Genomic DNA, 16,579 nt, shown 5'->3' on the forward strand with positions numbered 1-16,579 from the left:
GTAGATAAAATGTAACTATCAGCCTTAGAAGCAATAGTGGAAACTATTCGTGCAGAATGAAATAGAATGCTAGGTTATTGTTGAAGACACTCGCCAAAATGGCATAAGACAACGACAATAGTTAGAAGAGCCCAGCCAAGCGCTGGGTTTATCCTTTAACCCTCAATGGTTTTTAACTAGCCGAATGACCAACTCACCGGCTTGGCGGTTAATGGTGAAGTGACTGCCGATATGAAACCCCAGTTCGCTTAGCCACTTGCCACTAATGATCATTTGTGGGCTGGGGTTGGGTTTTCGTCTATTTGGTAAATAACCAACTGTATATCTTCTTGATTTTACAGTTGCCTCTGTCACCGTCAGTGGTTTTACTTTACAATTGCATTTAGCCATCGTGACTATCTCCGTTAGTTGCGTGGTTAGCAGTGATGACAGGCTGCAACCTGTTATCACTGCGTTGATTTGTTATTTGTCCTTTTTAACGCCATGTCTGGTGTTTTTACTAACTTCCGTTACAGCCTGCGTGACTTGGCTTTTTACCATAATGGCATCAATCACTGCTTTTACGACCGCTTGGTCAGTTGCTGACATGGCGGCCAGCGCTTCAAAGCGCAGTTTCATATCGTCCTTAGGCTCACATTCTTCTGGCTCAAACAATAGAAAATCTGAGGTGACATGTAAAACGACAGCCAGCTTTTTGAGGGCATCAGCCGTAGGTAAAGAACTACCCGACTCGTAGCGTTTTATCTGTTGGACATGAATACATGTGGCATCCGACAGTCCTTGTTGGGTCAATCCACGTTGTTTGCGTAAGGTGACGACACGTTGGGAGAAGCTCATGTTTATTAACCCGTAATCAATGGTGATCATGATAATAGCTCGTCCTTGATTGACTTGTCGATGATATATTAAATGATACTATAAAAGTACATAAAAGAACCTTAACAAATTTTTAAAGTAAATCTGAAAAAGTTACCTGACTCAAAAAATCTAGAATTGGTTTATCACAATGCTTTATAACTTATGTACAAGTAAGAGAGCGTTAAATTAGCTAACACTCTGTTAATCTGGAGGGTAATTGTTTTGGCGGGTGATAAGAACAATTAAATGATTTTAAATTATGTATGCAAATTGATTATTAATTTTTCTAAGAATGTTTTTTAACTGCCGCTAAAACATCGGGTTTTTTGAGTTCAGAAATAAGAAAATCAACCCATTTTTTAGAGTAAAGATAGCCATCAAATCCTTCACTATAAGCGACGTATGAATTTTTAAAATAGATGTCAATATTTGATGGTCTGGTTTTAAAATATTGCCAGCATTTGGTATGCCAATATCTGTTAAAAAATATAATTTTTTTTCTAACAAGTTCGATTACTTTCGTTGGTTTTAATTTATAGGGATTTTCTAACTCTTTAATAAATGTTATTCCTTGTTCATAATTTCGACGTTCTTCTATATTTAATTTATTGATATTCACGAATTCGATTGCTAAGTCAGAAGATTTAGCATGATTTCCTAATTTTGGTACTAAAAAACACGAAGGCGATATTTTTGGCTTTCAAGAATTGAATCATCTAAATTTGCTCGATATGTTTCCATATATTGCCTAACAACTTTATAGTTTTTTGTTTGCAGTTGCTTTAAAGACTCATTTTGAGCTTGCTCTGATGTTCGAGTTAGTTGCATGGCGATAGCTAAATTGGTATACAGAGCTTGTTCATCACCAAACTCTTTAATCAACAATGTCTCAAAGTTACTGAGCGCTGATTGACACTCTCCAGCAACGGCTAAATCAACAGCTGGCAGACTTCGATGCTCAATTTTATTACGTAGACCAATTAAAAATTTGAGATTATATTTTTCAGGCGATTCTATACCTTGCCAGTAGACATTAGAACATTCGCTAAGCTCCCAGGCTTTCTTTTCTCCATCAATTTTTATTGCCTTTCCATTTTGATCGGTGTGGTAATAATTTTGCCCGTGTTTTTCAAAAATCGCATGAAATAAAGCTGTATAAGCTATAATGATGTTAACGATATAACCATAGGTTTTGAAAGTAGCATATGGGTTGTTATAAGTAGATACAGCAAGGAGAGCAAACTCTTTTGCTTTGTGAAGTAAAATACTTTTTGCTGATGGAATAGTAATATTTGAATATTGAAGTTTTTGGCTGTGAATCATCCTGAATTAATCTTTAGTTAAATAACATATGCCAGCTATGGAATAATGTTTACCATCCTTTTGTATATATTGATGCCATCTTTTTGAAGGATATGTTCCGCAAGTTTGTTTTTTCCATCCTGTCGCGGCTGATAGTTCATTTATTGTAAAAGACTCATTATTTTTTTCACGCTGAATCAAAAAATCATAGGCTAAATCAACTTTATCGTATTTACTCAATTGGATCCTCCAACTATTTAGCTTGAGGTTTTTAAAAAATTAAATCTATTTTAATTAATTTAAATTATTAAGCGATAAGTTGGATTTTCTATTGATATAAAACAAAAAACCACGCAACAGCGTGGATTTTTATGGTTTCTATCTAATGCAAAAAGTGTTGGAAAGAGTGAAAATAGCAAACCTGTCAAACATTAAACAAAAAGTTCATTACATCGCCATCTTGCACAATATAATCTTTACCTTCAGCGCGCATTTTGCCGGTTTCTTTGGCGCCTTGCTCGCCGTTATAGTGAATAAAATCGGCAAATGAGATTGTTTGGGCGCGGATAAAGCCTTTTTCAAAGTCGGTGTGAATTTTGCCCGCCGCCTGCGGCGCGGTGACACCAACTGGAATGGTCCAGGCGCGAACTTCTTTAACGCCGGCTGTGAAGTAAGTCTGTAAATTGAGTAACTGATAACCGGCGCGGATCACGCGATTTAGTCCTGGCTCTTCAATACCCAGTTCGGTCATAAATTCGTCGCGTTCATCTTCATCCAGTTCGGCGATATCGGCTTCAACAGCGGCGCAGACTGGCACCACAACCGACCCCTCTTTTTCAGCAAAGGCACTGACTGCATCTAGGTGGGGATTGTTTTTAAAACCATCCTCACTAACATTGGCAATATACATGGTGGGTTTCAGGGTTAAAAAGCTGAGATAACGAATGGCCGCTTTTTCTTCTTTACTTAAGGCTAAAGTCCGTAGCATTTCTGCCTTTTCAAGATGGGGTAAACATTTTGTCAAAATGTCTAATTCAAATTTTGCCTCCTTATCACCCCCTTTCGCTTTTTTCTGAATACGATGAATGGCGCGTTCACAGGTGTCTAAGTCAGCTAATGCCAATTCAGTATTGATGGTGTCAATGTCCGCGAGTGGATCGACCTGGCCGGCAACGTGAACGATGTTGTCATCGTCGAAACAGCGAACGACATGGCCGATGGCTTCGGTTTCACGGATGTTGGTTAAAAATTGATTGCCTAAACCTTCACCTTTAGATGCCCCTTTTACTAATCCAGCGATATCGACAAATTCCATTGTGGTCGGTAATACTCGCTGTGGTTTGACAATTTGCGCTAATTGATCGAGACGAGGATCGGGCATCGGTACCACACCCGTATTAGGCTCAATCGTACAAAAAGGAAAGTTTGCAGCCTCGATGCCGGCTTTAGTCAGTGCATTAAAAAGTGTTGATTTTCCTACATTGGGCAGACCAACGATACCGCATTTAAATCCCATAAATATGTTACCTTAATTTTTATCTGTTCAACCGCGTATCGCTAATTGATAAATGTGAATGAATTTGCCGCTGATTATACACCTAAAAATGATCTTGCCGAAGCGATGATGGCATACTATTAATTTGCTGCCTTAAACGCGTGTAAGCGGTTTACTGCTTTATTAACGCCTTCATTAAGCAGGATCGGTGTGCAGCCTATTGCTTCATCTATGGTGTCATTGATTAATTTTTGTTCCGCTAGGGTCGGTTTGCTTAATACAAATCCAACAACTTTATTTTTATCACCAGGATGACCAATACCAATACGTAAACGGTAAAAATTAGGGTCGTTGCCCAGCTTATTTTGAATATCTTTAAGACCATTGTGTCCGCCATTGCTGCCGCCCAACTTTATTTTGGCTGTTCCTGGCATTAAATCTAATTCATCATGGGCAACAAGGATTTCAGCTGGCTTGATACGATAAAAATTGGCCAATGCTAACACTGATTTTCCACTGAGATTCATATAGGTTGTCGGTATCAGTAAGCGAACATCATTACCTGCCAAGTTGATCCTGGCGGTATAACCAAAGAATTTACTCTCTTCTTTGAGTAATTGATTATAATGTTTGGCTAATAATTCGACGTACCAGGCACCTGCATTATGCCGGGTTAGCGCATATTCAGCACCTGGGTTAGCCAGACCGACGATCAATTTTATGTTACTCACCATATTCTTTCACTATTTAGCCAATTTTATTAAGGTACATAGCTTACCTTTTCTGACAACGCAGTACAAAAAGTTAAATTTGATGACAGTAAAATCGATTAATCAGGTTAGTAGCATGACGGTAACTATTTTTTCAATAAAAATAGTTTTATGTATAGATTTGTGAATAAAATCTTACCTAGTGTGATCACTTCCTCAATCTTTGTCAGAAAATTATTACTATAATATAGTAAAAGAGCCGCTATTTTTATTATTTAATATTGTACATAGAGATAAGTATTCTGGAGGGTATGATATGAAAAGAAAACAGTCTTTTTTATTAGGTAATTGCCTGATGGTTACAGGGATGGCAATTATGGTGATCAGTATCGCCTATAATATTTGCAATCATGTTTTTCAGTTAGATCTACCCGAATATTTAGCAGAAATATCACTGATTAGTCTTTTTATTGGTGCTTTGATTTGGTTAGCCGGTGCCAGGGTGGTAGGGCATGAGGGCATTGCTGATCGTTATTGGTGGCTAAGAAATTTTGATGAGCGTCATCGCCGCTAATCGTTAACGTTTTAGTTGAAGCAACAAGATATCCGGTCAAAATAAATTTGATCGTATTTTAATTAATACATTTATTATTAGGGTTATACTGTTATTATCTTATCGCAAATAAAAACCCCGTGATAAGTATCAAAGGGTTTTCGGTAATACTAAGTTAATCAATGCGGCCGCTAAAAATTTAACTCAGGGTAATTTATTATTTAGTGTTCAAACATCGCTGAGATCGACTCTTCATTGCTGATCCTACGAATGGCTTCAGCCAACATGCCTGACAGCGTTAAAGAGCGAACCTTATTGAGCTGTTTGATTTCAGCTGATAAGGGGATAGTGTCACAAATAACCACTTCATCAATGACTGAATCTTTAATATTAGCGACGGCATTACCAGAAAATATGGGATGGGTAGCATAAGCAAATACCCGTTTAGCGCCTCGTTCCTTAAGTGCTTCAGCCGCTTTACACAAGGTACCGCCGGTATCGATCATATCATCAACCAATACACAGTCTCGATTAGCCACATCACCAATGATATGCATAACCTGGGAAACGTTTGCTCGTGGCCGACGTTTATCAATAATCGCCATATCGGTATCATTTAATAATTTAGCAATGGCGCGGGCACGTACTACTCCGCCTATATCGGGTGACACGACAATCGGATTGTCTAGATTTTGTTGTAGCATATCTTCTAACAAGATTGGACTACCAAAAACGTTATCTACCGGAACATCAAAAAAACCCTGGATTTGCTCGGCATGGAGATCGACAGTTAAGACACGGTCAACACCAACACTGGAAAGAAAATCGGCCACTACTTTAGCGGTAATAGGCACACGAGCTGAACGTACGCGGCGATCTTGACGTGCATAACCAAAATAGGGAATGACAGCGGTGATCCGACCAGCAGATGCACGGCGTAGCGCATCAACCATGACAACAAGCTCCATTAAGTTGTCGTTTGTTGGAGCACATGTTGATTGTATGATAAAAATATCGCCACCACGGACATTTTCATTAATTTGTACACTAACTTCACCGTCACTAAAACGACCAACCGCAGCATCGCCAAGGCTCGTATACAGACGATTGGCAACTCGTTGAGCAAGTTCCGGTGTAGCATTACCAGCAAAAAGCTTCATATCAGGCACGTAAAAAACCTCAGGCTTGCGTCTATAAAGATATTATCGACCAAAAATATTATTATATTAATGGCTTCAATATCTGGAAATCCCAGCGCGGAATGTATGCAAAGGAGATTGGTTAACGCCTTGCGCAACAAAACCCTGCACCCACTCTGGGGCTTTATTTAACACCTTACGGGCAGCTACTTCAGTTTCGAATTCAGCAAAAACGCAAGCACCTGTGCCGGTAAGACGTGATGATGTATATTCTAGCAGCCATGAAATAAGCTCTTCAACCTCAGGAAAACGTTTTCTTGCGATTGGTTCACAATCATTTGTGTATGGCCCTTGTAATAAAGCGCTTAATGAGCGTTTTATTGAATTTCGTTTTAATTCCGGATCAGCAAAAATTTGCTGGGTAGCAATATTTATTCCAGGGTGAGCCACTAAATACCATTTTTCTGCCGGATTTGCCGGCAGAAGTTGATCACCGATGCCTTCTGCAAATGCGGCGTGACCTTTTACGAATACCGGAACATCGGCGCCGAGCTGACGAGCAAGCTTAGCTAGCGTATTATCATCAATATTGGTTTGCCAATGGTGATTTAACGCAATCAATGTGGTCGCTGCATTAGAGGAACCACCACCTAAACCACCACCAATAGGTAATCTTTTATTAACATAAATATTCGCACCTTGCTGATTATCCGCGCGGCCTGTTTCCAGGCAATAATGTTGTAATAGACGCGCGGCGCTAATAATTAGGTTATTTTCTGCTGGTAGATTAATAAAGGGCGTAACTAGCCGAATTTGCTTATCTTCACGTGGTTCAATCGTGATTTCATCACCATAATTAAGAAATTGAAACAGAGTCTGAAGTTGATGATAACCGTCCGCTCGACGACCGGTAATATAGAGAAATAAGTTAAGCTTTGCTGGTGAAGGCCAGGTTAATGTCATTCGATTAGCGTCCAACTGTCCATTTTTAATTTGATACGTTGTTTACCTTGCGTTAATTCAATACGACTAGGTAGTTTAGGCTGGCTATCCTGATGATAAGCCAGGTAGTTTAACTGCCAGGTTTCGCCATTTTGCCTATATTCGATCGTTTTTAACAGCCCATTTTCGTCCAATGTGAATGAGGTAGCATTGGTTGGTAAGCCGATTAACCAATAGGGCAGATTTTCAATCGGGATTGCCATCCCCGTTAATTGATAAATCATCTGTGTTGGATGATTATTAACATATTTTTTACCTTCTCTATCCATTAGCTGAGTAACGCTTGGTGATACATTGAGCTCTAATTCTGTTGTTCCTAGTGGATTAGTCAGCAACAGGCGGTAATTAGACAGGGTATATTGTTGCCAAAAGAATTTGGCATAGGTTTTATTATCCGGGCCAATATAGGCAAAAGCACCACGGGTTTGAAATTTTGTCAGCTTGGCCAGTTGATGCTGGTGGCTTATCCATAAGGGATTGGTTATTGAACCGTCTTTTTCAGTTGTTAATTGTTGATTAAATGTACAGGCGGTCAAAAAAATAGCAAGTAGCGGAATAAATCGCCAACAAACATGACGCAAACTAGCAAACTGCTTGGCAATGAGTATCATTAAATATTTCCTATTCACTCGGTTGATATTAATTTTTTGCTATCGATCAGAATGTTACTCAGATAAATGTAACTATAATTGGGAAAAAATGCCCGATTTATTCATTTGCTTAGTTTAACATCTTTAATTGCTTAGTTGCATAAAGTAGAATACTACCTCAAAATTTCCTTATTAAAGTTATCGGTTTTATTTTTGTGTGCTTAACAGATGTTTAGAATCCATTTAGCTACTTGATTTAGTGAATATGACATTACTTGCACTCGGTGTAAATTATAAAACCGCGCCTATAACGTTACGTGAACGGTTGACCTTTGGGCCGGAACGAATTGAACATGCACTGGATAATTTACTCCAGCAGCCGTTTGTTCACGGTGGCGTTGTGCTCTCTACCTGTAATCGTACTGAGCTTTATCTCTGTGTTGAATCACAAGAATCTCTGCAAGATCAATTAATTGACTGGTTATGCAGCTATCATCGTTTAAATTTAAATGAGGTTAAAGCGAGTATTTATTGGCACCAGGATAATGCCGCTGTTAGCCATTTAATGCGTGTTACCAGTGGATTAGATTCATTGGTCTTAGGTGAACCACAAATTTTAGGTCAAGTTAAACAAGCGTTTTCTAAATCTCAGCATTATAAAAAATTATCGAGCGAGCTGGAGCGTTTATTTCAACGCTCATTTTCAGTTGCTAAACGTATTCGTACGGAAACAGAAATTGGTGCTAATGCAGTTTCGGTTGCTTTTTTAGCCTGTACCCTAGCTCGTCAAATTTTTGAATCACTGTCTGAATTGCATATTTTACTGGTAGGAGCCGGTGAAACGATCGAACTGGCTGCGCGCCATCTGTGTGAACATCGTGCTAAGCATTTGATTATCGCTAACCGTACTCGTGAACGCGCATCACGTTTTGCCAAACAAGTTGGTGCGGAAATTATCACTTTAGCTGAAATTGATACTCGTTTAGCGGAAGCAGATATTGTTATTAGTTCTACTGCCAGTCCTTTACCGATCATTGGTAAAGGGATGGTTGAACGGGCAATGAAAGCCCGGCGTAATAAGCCTATGTTGCTAATTGATATTGCCGTTCCGCGAGATATTGAACCGGATGTTGACAAGCTGAATAATATTTATCTCTATAGCGTTGATGATTTGCACGCTATCGTGCAACACAATCTGGAACAACGGAAAATGGCGGCAGTTCAGGCAGAGCTTATTGTTGAGCAAGAAAGTGCTTATTTTATGGATTGGTTGCGTTCTCAGTCATCAGTCAATACAATTCGTGATTATCGTAGTCAGGCAGAGCAAATTAGGACTGAAATGGTAGAAAAAGCGCTTGCTTCGCTGCGAAATGGTGCAGATAGCGAGCAAGTAATCAACCAATTGACCTATCAGTTAATGAATCGCCTGATCCACTCACCAACCAAATCACTCCAGCAAGCAGCAACAGATGGTGATATTCATCGTCTTAATATTTTAAAAGATAGCTTAGGACTGGAGCAAAATTAAACTACCTTAAGTAAGGTCTAACATAACGAATGAAGTCTTCAATAATTGCTAAGTTAGAAGCATTGCAGGAACGCTACGAAGAAATTCAAGCTCACCTGGTCGATGCAGAAGTGATCGCAGATCAAGAGCGTTTCCGGGCATTGTCTAAAGAGTATGCGCAGTTAACTGATGTAACTAAGTGTTTTCAGTCATGGCGCGCTGTTCAGCAAGATATTGAGACGGCTGAAACATTACTGCATGATCCTGAAATGCGTGAGATGGCTCAGGAAGAATTAAAAGAAGCGAAAAAGCGTAATGAAGAATTTGAACAACAGTTACAGATTTTGCTGTTACCAAAAGATCCCGATGATGAAAAAAATTGCTTTTTAGAAATTCGGGCCGGTACCGGTGGTGATGAGGCAGCAATATTCGCCGGTGATCTTTTTAGAATGTATAATCGCTATGCCGAATCCCGTCGCTGGCGCATTGAAGTAATGAATGCGAGTGAGGGAGAACATGGTGGATATAAAGAAATTATTGCCAAAGTTTCGGGTGATAGTGTTTATGGGCGTTTAAAGTTTGAGTCAGGCGGACATCGTGTTCAGCGGGTGCCGGAAACTGAATCTCAAGGGCGTATTCATACCTCTGCTTGTACCGTTGCTATTCTGGCTGAAATTCCGGCAACAGAACTACCGGACATTAACCCGAGTGACTTAAGAATTGACACTTTTCGTTCATCAGGTGCGGGTGGACAACACGTTAATACTACTGACTCCGCGATCCGTATCACCCATATTCCAACCGGAATTGTGGTTGAGTGTCAGGATGAACGTTCACAACATAAAAATAAAGCCAAAGCGCTATCGGTTTTAGCTGCCCGTATTCGCGCCGCGGAAGTGCAGAAACGTCGTGAAGCTGAAGCCTCTGAGCGCCGAAATCTACTCGGTTCAGGTGATCGTTCCGATAGGATTAGAACCTATAATTTTCCACAAGGACGCATCACTGATCATCGTATTAATTTAACGCTCTATCGCTTAGATGAAGTGATAGAGGGAAAATTAGATATGTTGATTCAGCCAATTATTAACGAATATCAAGCAGATCAACTTTCTGCTTTATCCGAGCAGGATTAATGAATTATCAGCATTGGCTAACTTATGCGGCTAATCAGCTTTGCCATAGTAATAGCGCAAAACGTGATGCTGAAATTCTGTTGCAATATATAACAGGAAAAACACGAACTTTCCTTATAGCGTTTGGCGAAACAGAATTAAGCGTCAAGCAACAACAGCAGCTTGAACATTTATTAGTTCGTCGTGCCAGGGGTGAGCCTATCGCGTATTTAGTCGAAGAAAAAGAGTTTTGGTCGTTACCAATAAAAGTTTCATCTGTTACATTAATCCCTCGTCCGGATACAGAATGCTTAGTTGAACGGGCATTACAATTATTATCGGATAAGCGAGCAGTAAAAATATTAGATTTGGGGACAGGTACCGGTGCTGTGGCGTTAGCTTTAGCATCAGAGTGCCCGCAAGCGCAGATAGTCGGTGTTGATATTAGTGATGCCGCAATTACATTAGCCCAACTTAATGCTGATAATTTGCTAATTAATAATGTCAAATTTTGCAAAAGTAATTGGTTTACTTCACTACCTATTCAGCAATTTGATATGATTGTCAGTAATCCACCTTATATTGATGAATGTGATCCACATTTACAGCAAGGTGATGTGCGTTTTGAACCTAAAACAGCATTAATATCGGCTAATCATGGGTTGGCTGACATTCAATTGATAATTGAACAATCAGCAAACTATTTAGCTAATAATGGATGGCTTTTACTCGAACACGGGTGGTTGCAAGGAAGGCAAGTAAGGCAGTTATTTTCCTGTCATCATTATCAACAGGTAGTAACTTTTCAGGATTATGGTGGTAATGATCGTATTACAGTAGGTCAATGGAAATGTGATGAAAACCATAGCTGATTTTGAATTTAATAAAGCACCACTGAGCGAAGGTATTATCCTTGTTTCACGGATTATTCGGCCAGATTTTCCTGTTAAACAAGTCAATGCACAACTTAGGCTTCTGGTTGCAGAAGCGAGGCAAGCAATACAAGCTGATGATGATATAGAAACGCAAGTATCTATATTATTAAAATTATTTTATCAAGACTGGCTTTTTAGCGGTGTAACAGGGGTTTATTCGCTTTCTGAGGCACTTTGGCTAGATAAAGTGCTAATAGCAAGACAGGGGGCACCTGTTTCATTGGGGACAATTTTTTTGCATGTTGCCACTCAATTGCAGTTGCCGGTTATGCCAATTATTTTTCTGACTCAACTTATTCTATGCGTTCGTCGAGATGATGGTACTTATTGGTATATTAATCCAATAAATGGTGAAACTCTCACCGAGCAGATACTTGATTTATGGGTTAAGGGAACAATTAGTCCTTTTGCTCATTTGACGCGAAAAGATATAGAAGAAACTGCACATAGAATTATCATACGCAAAATGTTTGATACAATAAAAGCGGCGTTGATGGAAGAAAAGAAAATGGAACAAGCACTAAGAGTTTGTGAAACATTATTAATTTTTGATCCGAAAGATCCCTATGAAATACGTGATAGAGGGCTTATTTTTGCTCATCTTGAATGTAATCATGTTGCCATTTCTGATTTAAATTATTTTGTTGAGCAATGCCCAGAAGATCCTGTTTCAGAAATGATAAAAATGCAAATCTATTCAATAAAAGGCCAGCAGGTTATATTGCATTGATCATCAAAAATCGTAATTAATTTGCTGTCATAAAAAGGGTAAGAGCATGCAATATAAAGTCGTCGCCATTGATGATATTAAAGTGGCAAATAATCTACCATTTGTTTTATTTGGTGGGATGAATGTGCTTGAATCGCGTGATCTGGCAATGAAAATTTGCGAACATTATGTCACCGTAACAGACAAGCTTAACATTCCTTATGTTTTTAAGGCCTCCTTCGACAAAGCGAACCGTTCTTCAATTCATTCTTATCGGGGCCCAGGGCTCGATGAAGGAATGAAAATTTTTCAAGAAATCAAACAAACATTTGGTGTTAAAGTCATTACTGATGTTCATGAACCAGCGCAAGCAGCACCAGTGGCTGAAGTGGTCGATGTTATTCAACTACCGGCTTTTTTAGCCCGGCAAACTGACCTAGTTGAAGCGATGGCAAAAACCGGTGCGGTTATTAATGTTAAAAAACCCCAATTTATTAGCCCCGGTCAAATGGGAAATATCGTTGAGAAATTTAAAGAAGCCGGTAATGAAAAGGTTATCCTCTGTGATCGCGGAGTAAATTTTGGTTATGATAACTTGGTCGTCGATATGTTAGGTTTCAACGTTATGATGAATGTATCAAAAGGTTCGCCAGTTATCTTTGATGTTACTCATGCATTGCAATGCCGTGATCCTTTTGGTTCTGCTTCCAGCGGTCGTCGTGCACAGGTTGCTGAGTTGGCAAGAGCAGGTATGGCGGTCGGTTTAGCGGGATTATTTTTGGAAGCACATCCAGATCCAACTAACGCTAAATGTGATGGGCCATCGGCACTGCCATTAACAAAATTAGCGCCTTTTCTTGAACAGGTTAAAGCCATCGATGATTTGGTGAAAAGTTTTACCCAATTAGACACCGCTAATTAATTGTTATTTTATGCAGTTAAATGAGGTTGTTACTATGTTTGGCGCTGATCTTCAGCGCCGCTATGGTGAAAAAATTCACAAGATCAGTTTGCATGGTGGTTTTAATTGCCCTAATCGGGATGGCTCATTAGGACGTGGCGGCTGTACCTTTTGTAATGTTGCCTCTTTTTCCGACGAACAACAACAGCAGTTTTCCATCCAGCAACAGATCGCGCAAAAAGTAAAAAAAATCCATCGTGCTCAACGTTATTTGGCTTATTTTCAAGCTTATACCAATACCTATGCTGAGGTTGCTATTTTAAAGGTGCTATATCAACAGGCATTAAATCAGGCTAATATTGTTGGACTTTGTGTCGGTACTCGACCGGATTGTGTTTCGCAACCGGTATTGGATTTATTAGTCGAATATCAGCAGCAAGGATATGAAATCTGGTTAGAGCTTGGTTTACAAACATCCCATGATAAAACCCTAAAAAAGATCAATCGAGGTCACGATTTTGCCAGCTATCAAAAAATAGCTCGAATGGCGGGCAAAAAGGGATTAAATGTTTGTGTGCATTTAATTGTTGGGCTGCCAGGCGAAACTACTAAAGAAAATCTGCAAACCATATCTCGCGTCATTGATACCGGTGTCGATGGTATTAAATTGCATCCATTACATATCGTTGATGGTAGTACAATGGCGAAAGCTTGGCGAGCAGGACGTTTGTTATCACTTGAATTAACTGAATATGTTGAAAAAGCCGGAGAAATGATCCGTCATACACCAAAAAATATTATTTATCATCGGATCTGTGCCAATGCCCGTAAGCCGACTTTACTTGCGCCAGATTGGTGTGCAAATCGTTGGTTAGGTATGAATGCGTTATATCAATATCTTAGTCGTTATGGCGGACAGGGATCGGCGGTATGAATGTGTGGTGGGGGAATTTAAATAGTTGCAGAAAGACATTTTATATGGCGGTGAGGGAGGGATTCGAACCCTCGATACGTTTTCACGTATACACACTTTCCAGGCGTGCTCCTTCAGCCACTCGGACACCTCACCGTTTATCATCCTAATATAGGATACTAGTATGACGGGGCGCTACTATAGGAAAAAGCAGACTAACCGTCAATAATATATTGCAACTTTTGCCTCTTTTTGTAGTTAACCAGATAAATAAAGAACAATCTGTTGAAAATATATTCGATATTGCGAGTTAATGTTTTATTGTCCTTATTAATAAGTAAAATTATTAAATATATAGCATAAGTTGGAAATAAGAATCAATGAATTTTCCGTGATTTGCCGAATACTCGGAACCCTCTTTAATCGCTCGCCAGAGGATCCTGTTATTAAACCGCTATTTGAATTGATTATGCAAGATCAATTGAAATTGTCATGGCCTTTAGAGCAAGATGAATTATTAACCCAATTAGCGGCTAGCAGTCAGGATCTGGCGTTAGTGATTAAAGATTTTAAGCAACTATTTCTTGATCCTACTTCTGCTATTGCTGACAGTATTAGTCAATATAGTGAAATATCCGCAACGGCAGTTAAAGAATTTTTACTCGCAAATGGCATACCGCTATCAGCGGAAAAAGCTGATCGTTTCGCTGCTTTGTTATTGGCAGCATCTTGGTTGGAAGATAATGCGGTGCAGGGATCCGTTATTAACCCAAATTCAGTTATTTGATCAGTTTATTTTACCTGCCAGCGAATTATTTTTTAGCCAAGTAGAAACCCATGCAGTAAGTAATTTTTATCCTACTTTAGTCATGATAACGCGTGAAGCTTTAGTCGCATTGCGTGAAGAGTTGGCGGATAATTAGTGACGCCGTCACTTAATGTTAAAATCTAACAGGCGAGAATAGAGCGCCTGTTATACCTTATTGGCTATTTGATGGTTGCTAATGTGCTCATTCTACTAATGGTATAACTAGCTTACCCGGTTTGACTTTAAGCCCTTTGGCAATTTTTTTGGCTAATGCTTCTGCTTTACTTTTTTCTGGTTGTAATAAATAGACAGGATTTTTTTCAAAATAAGTTTTTAAGGAGTTATTAACAATCGGCAGTATTGGACTAATTGTGCTGGCCATTTTTTCTGGAGTGATCTTGTGATCAGAAATTTCTAGCTGCTTTAAATAGATGGCGCCTGTATCAACATCAAAATAGGGCAGTGAAGTGATAGCTAAAGACACTTCGGCCTGTGTTGAACCAAATAGGGTTTCAAGGTTAATTTTAGCTACGCCCGTTAAGGTGATTTTATTCGGCTCAGTTCGACCTATTTGAGCAGCAAGATTAGCTAAATCGATACTGGCATCAGCAAGTCCAGCAATGCCTATTTTTTTACTATAGTGAGTATGTTTGATCAGATAGTTATTAATGGTGTCTTCACTAATATTGAATTCGGTTAATTGATCGCATCCAGCTATCACTCCACAGAGTAACAATAGTACTGCGGTAAAAAAATGCTTCATATTTTGTTTTTCTCCTGTAACTTTGATAGCAAGATTGTACACAATTATTCATCGTTATTGATGATAGTTTTGTTTTGCTGCTGATTAAATTGTTGGTACAAAGCCCATAAGGTTAATAATCCTATTATGCTTAATAGCTGCCAAGGTAGTGCCGGTAAATCCCACTGATATCCGATATCATATAGCCAACCGCCACCAATATAGCCTATTGCACCCCCTAAAGCGTGGCCTAATCGGCTAAAACCCATATAACTGCCGCGAGCGTGAGGATCTGCCAGTGAAGCACTTAATGTTTCACGTGCTGGCTCAGCAGTGATAGTACCTAAATAGAACAAACTGATCAGGGCAAAAAGTAGCGTCGGTGAATGGGTAAAGCCAATGGGCAGCATGGCCATGCTCATAAGAAGTAAACCAGTCATTAACCGTTGCTCGAGGCGAAAATGCTTTTCACTCCAACGGGCGATTGGATAGAGTAAGGTTAAAGAGATAATCGCTTCAATGGCATACATCCATTTAATGGCGGTCGGTGAACCGGTTATTTCATTAACGACAATTGGAAACATCAACATCACTTGCACGAACAAAATAAAATAGCCAGTCAGAGTAAGGATGTATTTTATAAAGCGTTGATCGCGAAAAACTTTACTCATACCGATACGAATCGGTGTTCGGCTAGTTGAGATACGATAAGCAGGCAACAACCAGGCGTTTGAAATGGCCGCGATAATAAAAATTGTTGTACCCGTCCAACAAACAAACTGAAAATCATACAGTAAAAGCCAGCCACCTAGTAGGGCACCGAGCACCGCGCCGGCACTATCTTGCATTAATAATAATGAATAAAAGCGACCTCGTTCATGGGGTTTGGTTAGCTTAATGACTAAAGCCGTACGAGGAGGATCAAATAAAGTTCCGCCTAAGGCGGATAGAATGCAGGATAACCACAAAATCCAGGGAACAGTAGCCATTGCCATTAAAGCAAAACCGACAGCACGTAACAACATGCCTAGCACTATCATTGGCTTAGCGCCAAAACGATCGGCTATTGCGCCGCCGAAAATACCTAAACCTTGTTGGAATATTTGTCTAAGGCCAAGGGCAAAACCAACCACTAAGCCAGGCCAACCTAATTGTTCAACAAAGTGAATCGATATTAATGGAAATACGACAAAAAACCCCAATACGACTAACATATTATCGAGTAAAAGAAAATATTTACCGAGGTTTCGCGCTTTTGTTACTGGAGACATTAAGCACCATTGGGTATCGCATAGTGATATTT

20 protein-coding genes and 1 tRNA gene are annotated in these 16,579 nt (G+C 39.5%); 8 read left to right on the plus strand and 13 right to left on the minus strand.

Features of this window, described 5'->3' with window-relative positions; genetic code table 11:
* Window positions 1-162: 162 nt before the first annotated feature.
* From ArsFIN_RS07965 to pth, 7 genes are all read right to left on the minus strand, one after another.
* On the minus strand, window positions 163-390 hold the full coding sequence (locus tag ArsFIN_RS07965) for a SymE family type I addiction module toxin (RefSeq protein ID WP_026821604.1): 228 nt from the start codon (window positions 388-390) through the stop codon (window positions 163-165).
* A gap of 72 nt (window positions 391-462) precedes the next feature.
* Entirely contained in the window at window positions 463-867 is a 405-nt protein-coding gene (locus ArsFIN_RS07970; RefSeq protein ID WP_051296906.1) for a helix-turn-helix domain-containing protein, read from the minus strand.
* Between the two features lie 277 nt (window positions 868-1,144).
* Entirely contained in the window at window positions 1,145-1,477 is a 333-nt protein-coding gene (locus ArsFIN_RS27330) for a hypothetical protein (protein WP_246067382.1), read from the minus strand.
* A 50-nt stretch (window positions 1,478-1,527) separates the two neighbouring features.
* Complete coding sequence (locus ArsFIN_RS27335) at window positions 1,528-2,181, minus strand: DUF3644 domain-containing protein (RefSeq protein WP_246067383.1); 654 nt, start codon at window positions 2,179-2,181, stop codon at window positions 1,528-1,530.
* 6 nt (window positions 2,182-2,187) lie between these two features.
* Window positions 2,188-2,400 (minus strand): hypothetical protein, encoded by a 213-nt coding sequence (locus tag ArsFIN_RS27340; protein WP_246067384.1) that lies wholly within the window; start codon window positions 2,398-2,400, stop codon window positions 2,188-2,190.
* Between the two features lie 184 nt (window positions 2,401-2,584).
* Complete coding sequence (gene ychF, locus ArsFIN_RS07980) at window positions 2,585-3,676, minus strand: redox-regulated ATPase YchF (protein ID WP_026821603.1); 1,092 nt, start codon at window positions 3,674-3,676, stop codon at window positions 2,585-2,587.
* Window positions 3,677-3,795: 119 nt separating this feature from the next.
* Window positions 3,796-4,386 (minus strand): aminoacyl-tRNA hydrolase, encoded by a 591-nt coding sequence (gene pth, locus ArsFIN_RS07985; protein ID WP_026821602.1) that lies wholly within the window; start codon window positions 4,384-4,386, stop codon window positions 3,796-3,798.
* A 295-nt stretch (window positions 4,387-4,681) separates the two neighbouring features.
* On the opposite strand from pth, the gene ychH reads away from it, so the two are divergent.
* Window positions 4,682-4,939, plus strand: a complete 258-nt coding sequence (gene ychH / locus ArsFIN_RS07990) for a stress-induced protein YchH (RefSeq protein WP_026821601.1) — start codon at window positions 4,682-4,684, stop codon at window positions 4,937-4,939.
* Window positions 4,940-5,139: 200 nt separating this feature from the next.
* Here ychH and prs read toward each other — a convergent pair whose 3' ends face one another.
* The 3 genes from prs to lolB form a co-directional block, all read right to left on the minus strand.
* Window positions 5,140-6,087, minus strand: a complete 948-nt coding sequence (prs, locus tag ArsFIN_RS07995; RefSeq protein ID WP_026821600.1) for a ribose-phosphate diphosphokinase — start codon at window positions 6,085-6,087, stop codon at window positions 5,140-5,142.
* A 66-nt stretch (window positions 6,088-6,153) separates the two neighbouring features.
* The gene (ispE, locus tag ArsFIN_RS08000) at window positions 6,154-7,020 is read right to left on the minus strand and encodes a 4-(cytidine 5'-diphospho)-2-C-methyl-D-erythritol kinase (protein WP_026821599.1); all 867 of its coding nucleotides are present in this window, start codon (window positions 7,018-7,020) and stop codon (window positions 6,154-6,156) included.
* Entirely contained in the window at window positions 7,017-7,670 is a 654-nt protein-coding gene (lolB, locus tag ArsFIN_RS08005; RefSeq protein WP_051296905.1) for a lipoprotein insertase outer membrane protein LolB, read from the minus strand. Before lolB ends, ispE begins: the two co-directional genes overlap by 4 nt.
* Window positions 7,671-7,914: 244 nt before the next feature.
* Between lolB and hemA the strand changes: the two genes are divergently transcribed.
* Genes hemA through ArsFIN_RS08035 form a run of 6 tightly spaced genes read left to right on the plus strand, consistent with a single transcriptional unit; the run spans window position 7,915 to window position 13,747 of the window.
* Window positions 7,915-9,177 (plus strand): glutamyl-tRNA reductase, encoded by a 1,263-nt coding sequence (hemA, locus tag ArsFIN_RS08010; protein WP_026821597.1) that lies wholly within the window; start codon window positions 7,915-7,917, stop codon window positions 9,175-9,177.
* 29 nt (window positions 9,178-9,206) lie between these two features.
* Window positions 9,207-10,289 (plus strand): peptide chain release factor 1, encoded by a 1,083-nt coding sequence (gene prfA, locus ArsFIN_RS08015; RefSeq protein ID WP_026821596.1) that lies wholly within the window; start codon window positions 9,207-9,209, stop codon window positions 10,287-10,289.
* Complete coding sequence (prmC, locus tag ArsFIN_RS08020) at window positions 10,289-11,140, plus strand: peptide chain release factor N(5)-glutamine methyltransferase (protein WP_026821595.1); 852 nt, start codon at window positions 10,289-10,291, stop codon at window positions 11,138-11,140. The genes prfA and prmC overlap by 1 nt, the downstream gene beginning before the upstream one ends.
* Entirely contained in the window at window positions 11,124-11,933 is an 810-nt protein-coding gene (sirB1, locus tag ArsFIN_RS08025) for an invasion regulator SirB1 (protein ID WP_026821594.1), read from the plus strand. The genes prmC and sirB1 overlap by 17 nt, the downstream gene beginning before the upstream one ends.
* A 46-nt stretch (window positions 11,934-11,979) precedes the next feature.
* The gene (gene kdsA / locus ArsFIN_RS08030; RefSeq protein WP_026821593.1) at window positions 11,980-12,834 is read left to right on the plus strand and encodes a 3-deoxy-8-phosphooctulonate synthase; all 855 of its coding nucleotides are present in this window, start codon (window positions 11,980-11,982) and stop codon (window positions 12,832-12,834) included.
* 10 nt (window positions 12,835-12,844) lie between these two features.
* Window positions 12,845-13,747 carry a TIGR01212 family radical SAM protein gene (locus ArsFIN_RS08035; RefSeq protein WP_026821592.1) on the plus strand — a complete coding sequence of 301 codons (903 nt, stop codon included), beginning with the start codon at window positions 12,845-12,847 and terminating at the stop codon, window positions 13,745-13,747.
* Window positions 13,748-13,792: 45 nt separating this feature from the next.
* Here the strand turns inward: ArsFIN_RS08035 and ArsFIN_RS08040 are convergent.
* Window positions 13,793-13,882 (minus strand) — tRNA-Ser (locus ArsFIN_RS08040).
* 307 nt (window positions 13,883-14,189) lie between these two features.
* Between ArsFIN_RS08040 and ArsFIN_RS28555 the strand changes: the two genes are divergently transcribed.
* On the plus strand, window positions 14,190-14,513 hold the full coding sequence (locus ArsFIN_RS28555; protein ID WP_338023339.1) for a hypothetical protein: 324 nt from the start codon (window positions 14,190-14,192) through the stop codon (window positions 14,511-14,513).
* Between the two features lie 223 nt (window positions 14,514-14,736).
* On the opposite strand, the gene ArsFIN_RS08050 is transcribed toward ArsFIN_RS28555, so the two are convergent.
* Entirely contained in the window at window positions 14,737-15,297 is a 561-nt protein-coding gene (locus ArsFIN_RS08050; RefSeq protein ID WP_026821591.1) for a lipoprotein, read from the minus strand.
* A 44-nt stretch (window positions 15,298-15,341) separates the two neighbouring features.
* A complete protein-coding gene (mdtH, locus tag ArsFIN_RS08055) occupies window positions 15,342-16,547 on the minus strand; it encodes a multidrug efflux MFS transporter MdtH (RefSeq protein WP_026821590.1) in 1,206 nt (401 codons plus the stop codon).
* Between the last annotated feature and the right edge of the window lie 32 nt (window positions 16,548-16,579).

Source organism: Arsenophonus nasoniae (genome assembly GCF_004768525.1).
GTDB lineage: Bacteria > Pseudomonadota > Gammaproteobacteria > Enterobacterales > Enterobacteriaceae > Arsenophonus > Arsenophonus nasoniae.

What these genes read in the sequence shown, in the direction of transcription:
- mdtH (WP_026821590.1), bottom strand. Translation starts at nt 16,547, where the DNA reads ATGTCTCCAGTAACAAAAGCGCGAAACCTCGGTAAATATTTTCTTTTA.
- lolB (WP_051296905.1), bottom strand. Translation starts at nt 7,670, where the DNA reads ATGATACTCATTGCCAAGCAGTTTGCTAGTTTGCGTCATGTTTGTTGG.
- ArsFIN_RS07970 (WP_051296906.1), bottom strand. Translation starts at nt 867, where the DNA reads ATGATCACCATTGATTACGGGTTAATAAACATGAGCTTCTCCCAACGT.
- ArsFIN_RS08035 (WP_026821592.1), top strand. Translation starts at nt 12,845, where the DNA reads ATGCAGTTAAATGAGGTTGTTACTATGTTTGGCGCTGATCTTCAGCGC.
- ArsFIN_RS07965 (WP_026821604.1), bottom strand. Translation starts at nt 390, where the DNA reads ATGGCTAAATGCAATTGTAAAGTAAAACCACTGACGGTGACAGAGGCA.
- prmC (WP_026821595.1), top strand. Translation starts at nt 10,289, where the DNA reads ATGAATTATCAGCATTGGCTAACTTATGCGGCTAATCAGCTTTGCCAT.
- hemA (WP_026821597.1), top strand. Translation starts at nt 7,915, where the DNA reads ATGACATTACTTGCACTCGGTGTAAATTATAAAACCGCGCCTATAACG.
- prfA (WP_026821596.1), top strand. Translation starts at nt 9,207, where the DNA reads ATGAAGTCTTCAATAATTGCTAAGTTAGAAGCATTGCAGGAACGCTAC.
- kdsA (WP_026821593.1), top strand. Translation starts at nt 11,980, where the DNA reads ATGCAATATAAAGTCGTCGCCATTGATGATATTAAAGTGGCAAATAAT.
- ychF (WP_026821603.1), bottom strand. Translation starts at nt 3,676, where the DNA reads ATGGGATTTAAATGCGGTATCGTTGGTCTGCCCAATGTAGGAAAATCA.
- ychH (WP_026821601.1), top strand. Translation starts at nt 4,682, where the DNA reads ATGAAAAGAAAACAGTCTTTTTTATTAGGTAATTGCCTGATGGTTACA.
- sirB1 (WP_026821594.1), top strand. Translation starts at nt 11,124, where the DNA reads ATGAAAACCATAGCTGATTTTGAATTTAATAAAGCACCACTGAGCGAA.
- ArsFIN_RS27335 (WP_246067383.1), bottom strand. Translation starts at nt 2,181, where the DNA reads ATGATTCACAGCCAAAAACTTCAATATTCAAATATTACTATTCCATCA.
- ArsFIN_RS08050 (WP_026821591.1), bottom strand. Translation starts at nt 15,297, where the DNA reads ATGAAGCATTTTTTTACCGCAGTACTATTGTTACTCTGTGGAGTGATA.
- ispE (WP_026821599.1), bottom strand. Translation starts at nt 7,020, where the DNA reads ATGACATTAACCTGGCCTTCACCAGCAAAGCTTAACTTATTTCTCTAT.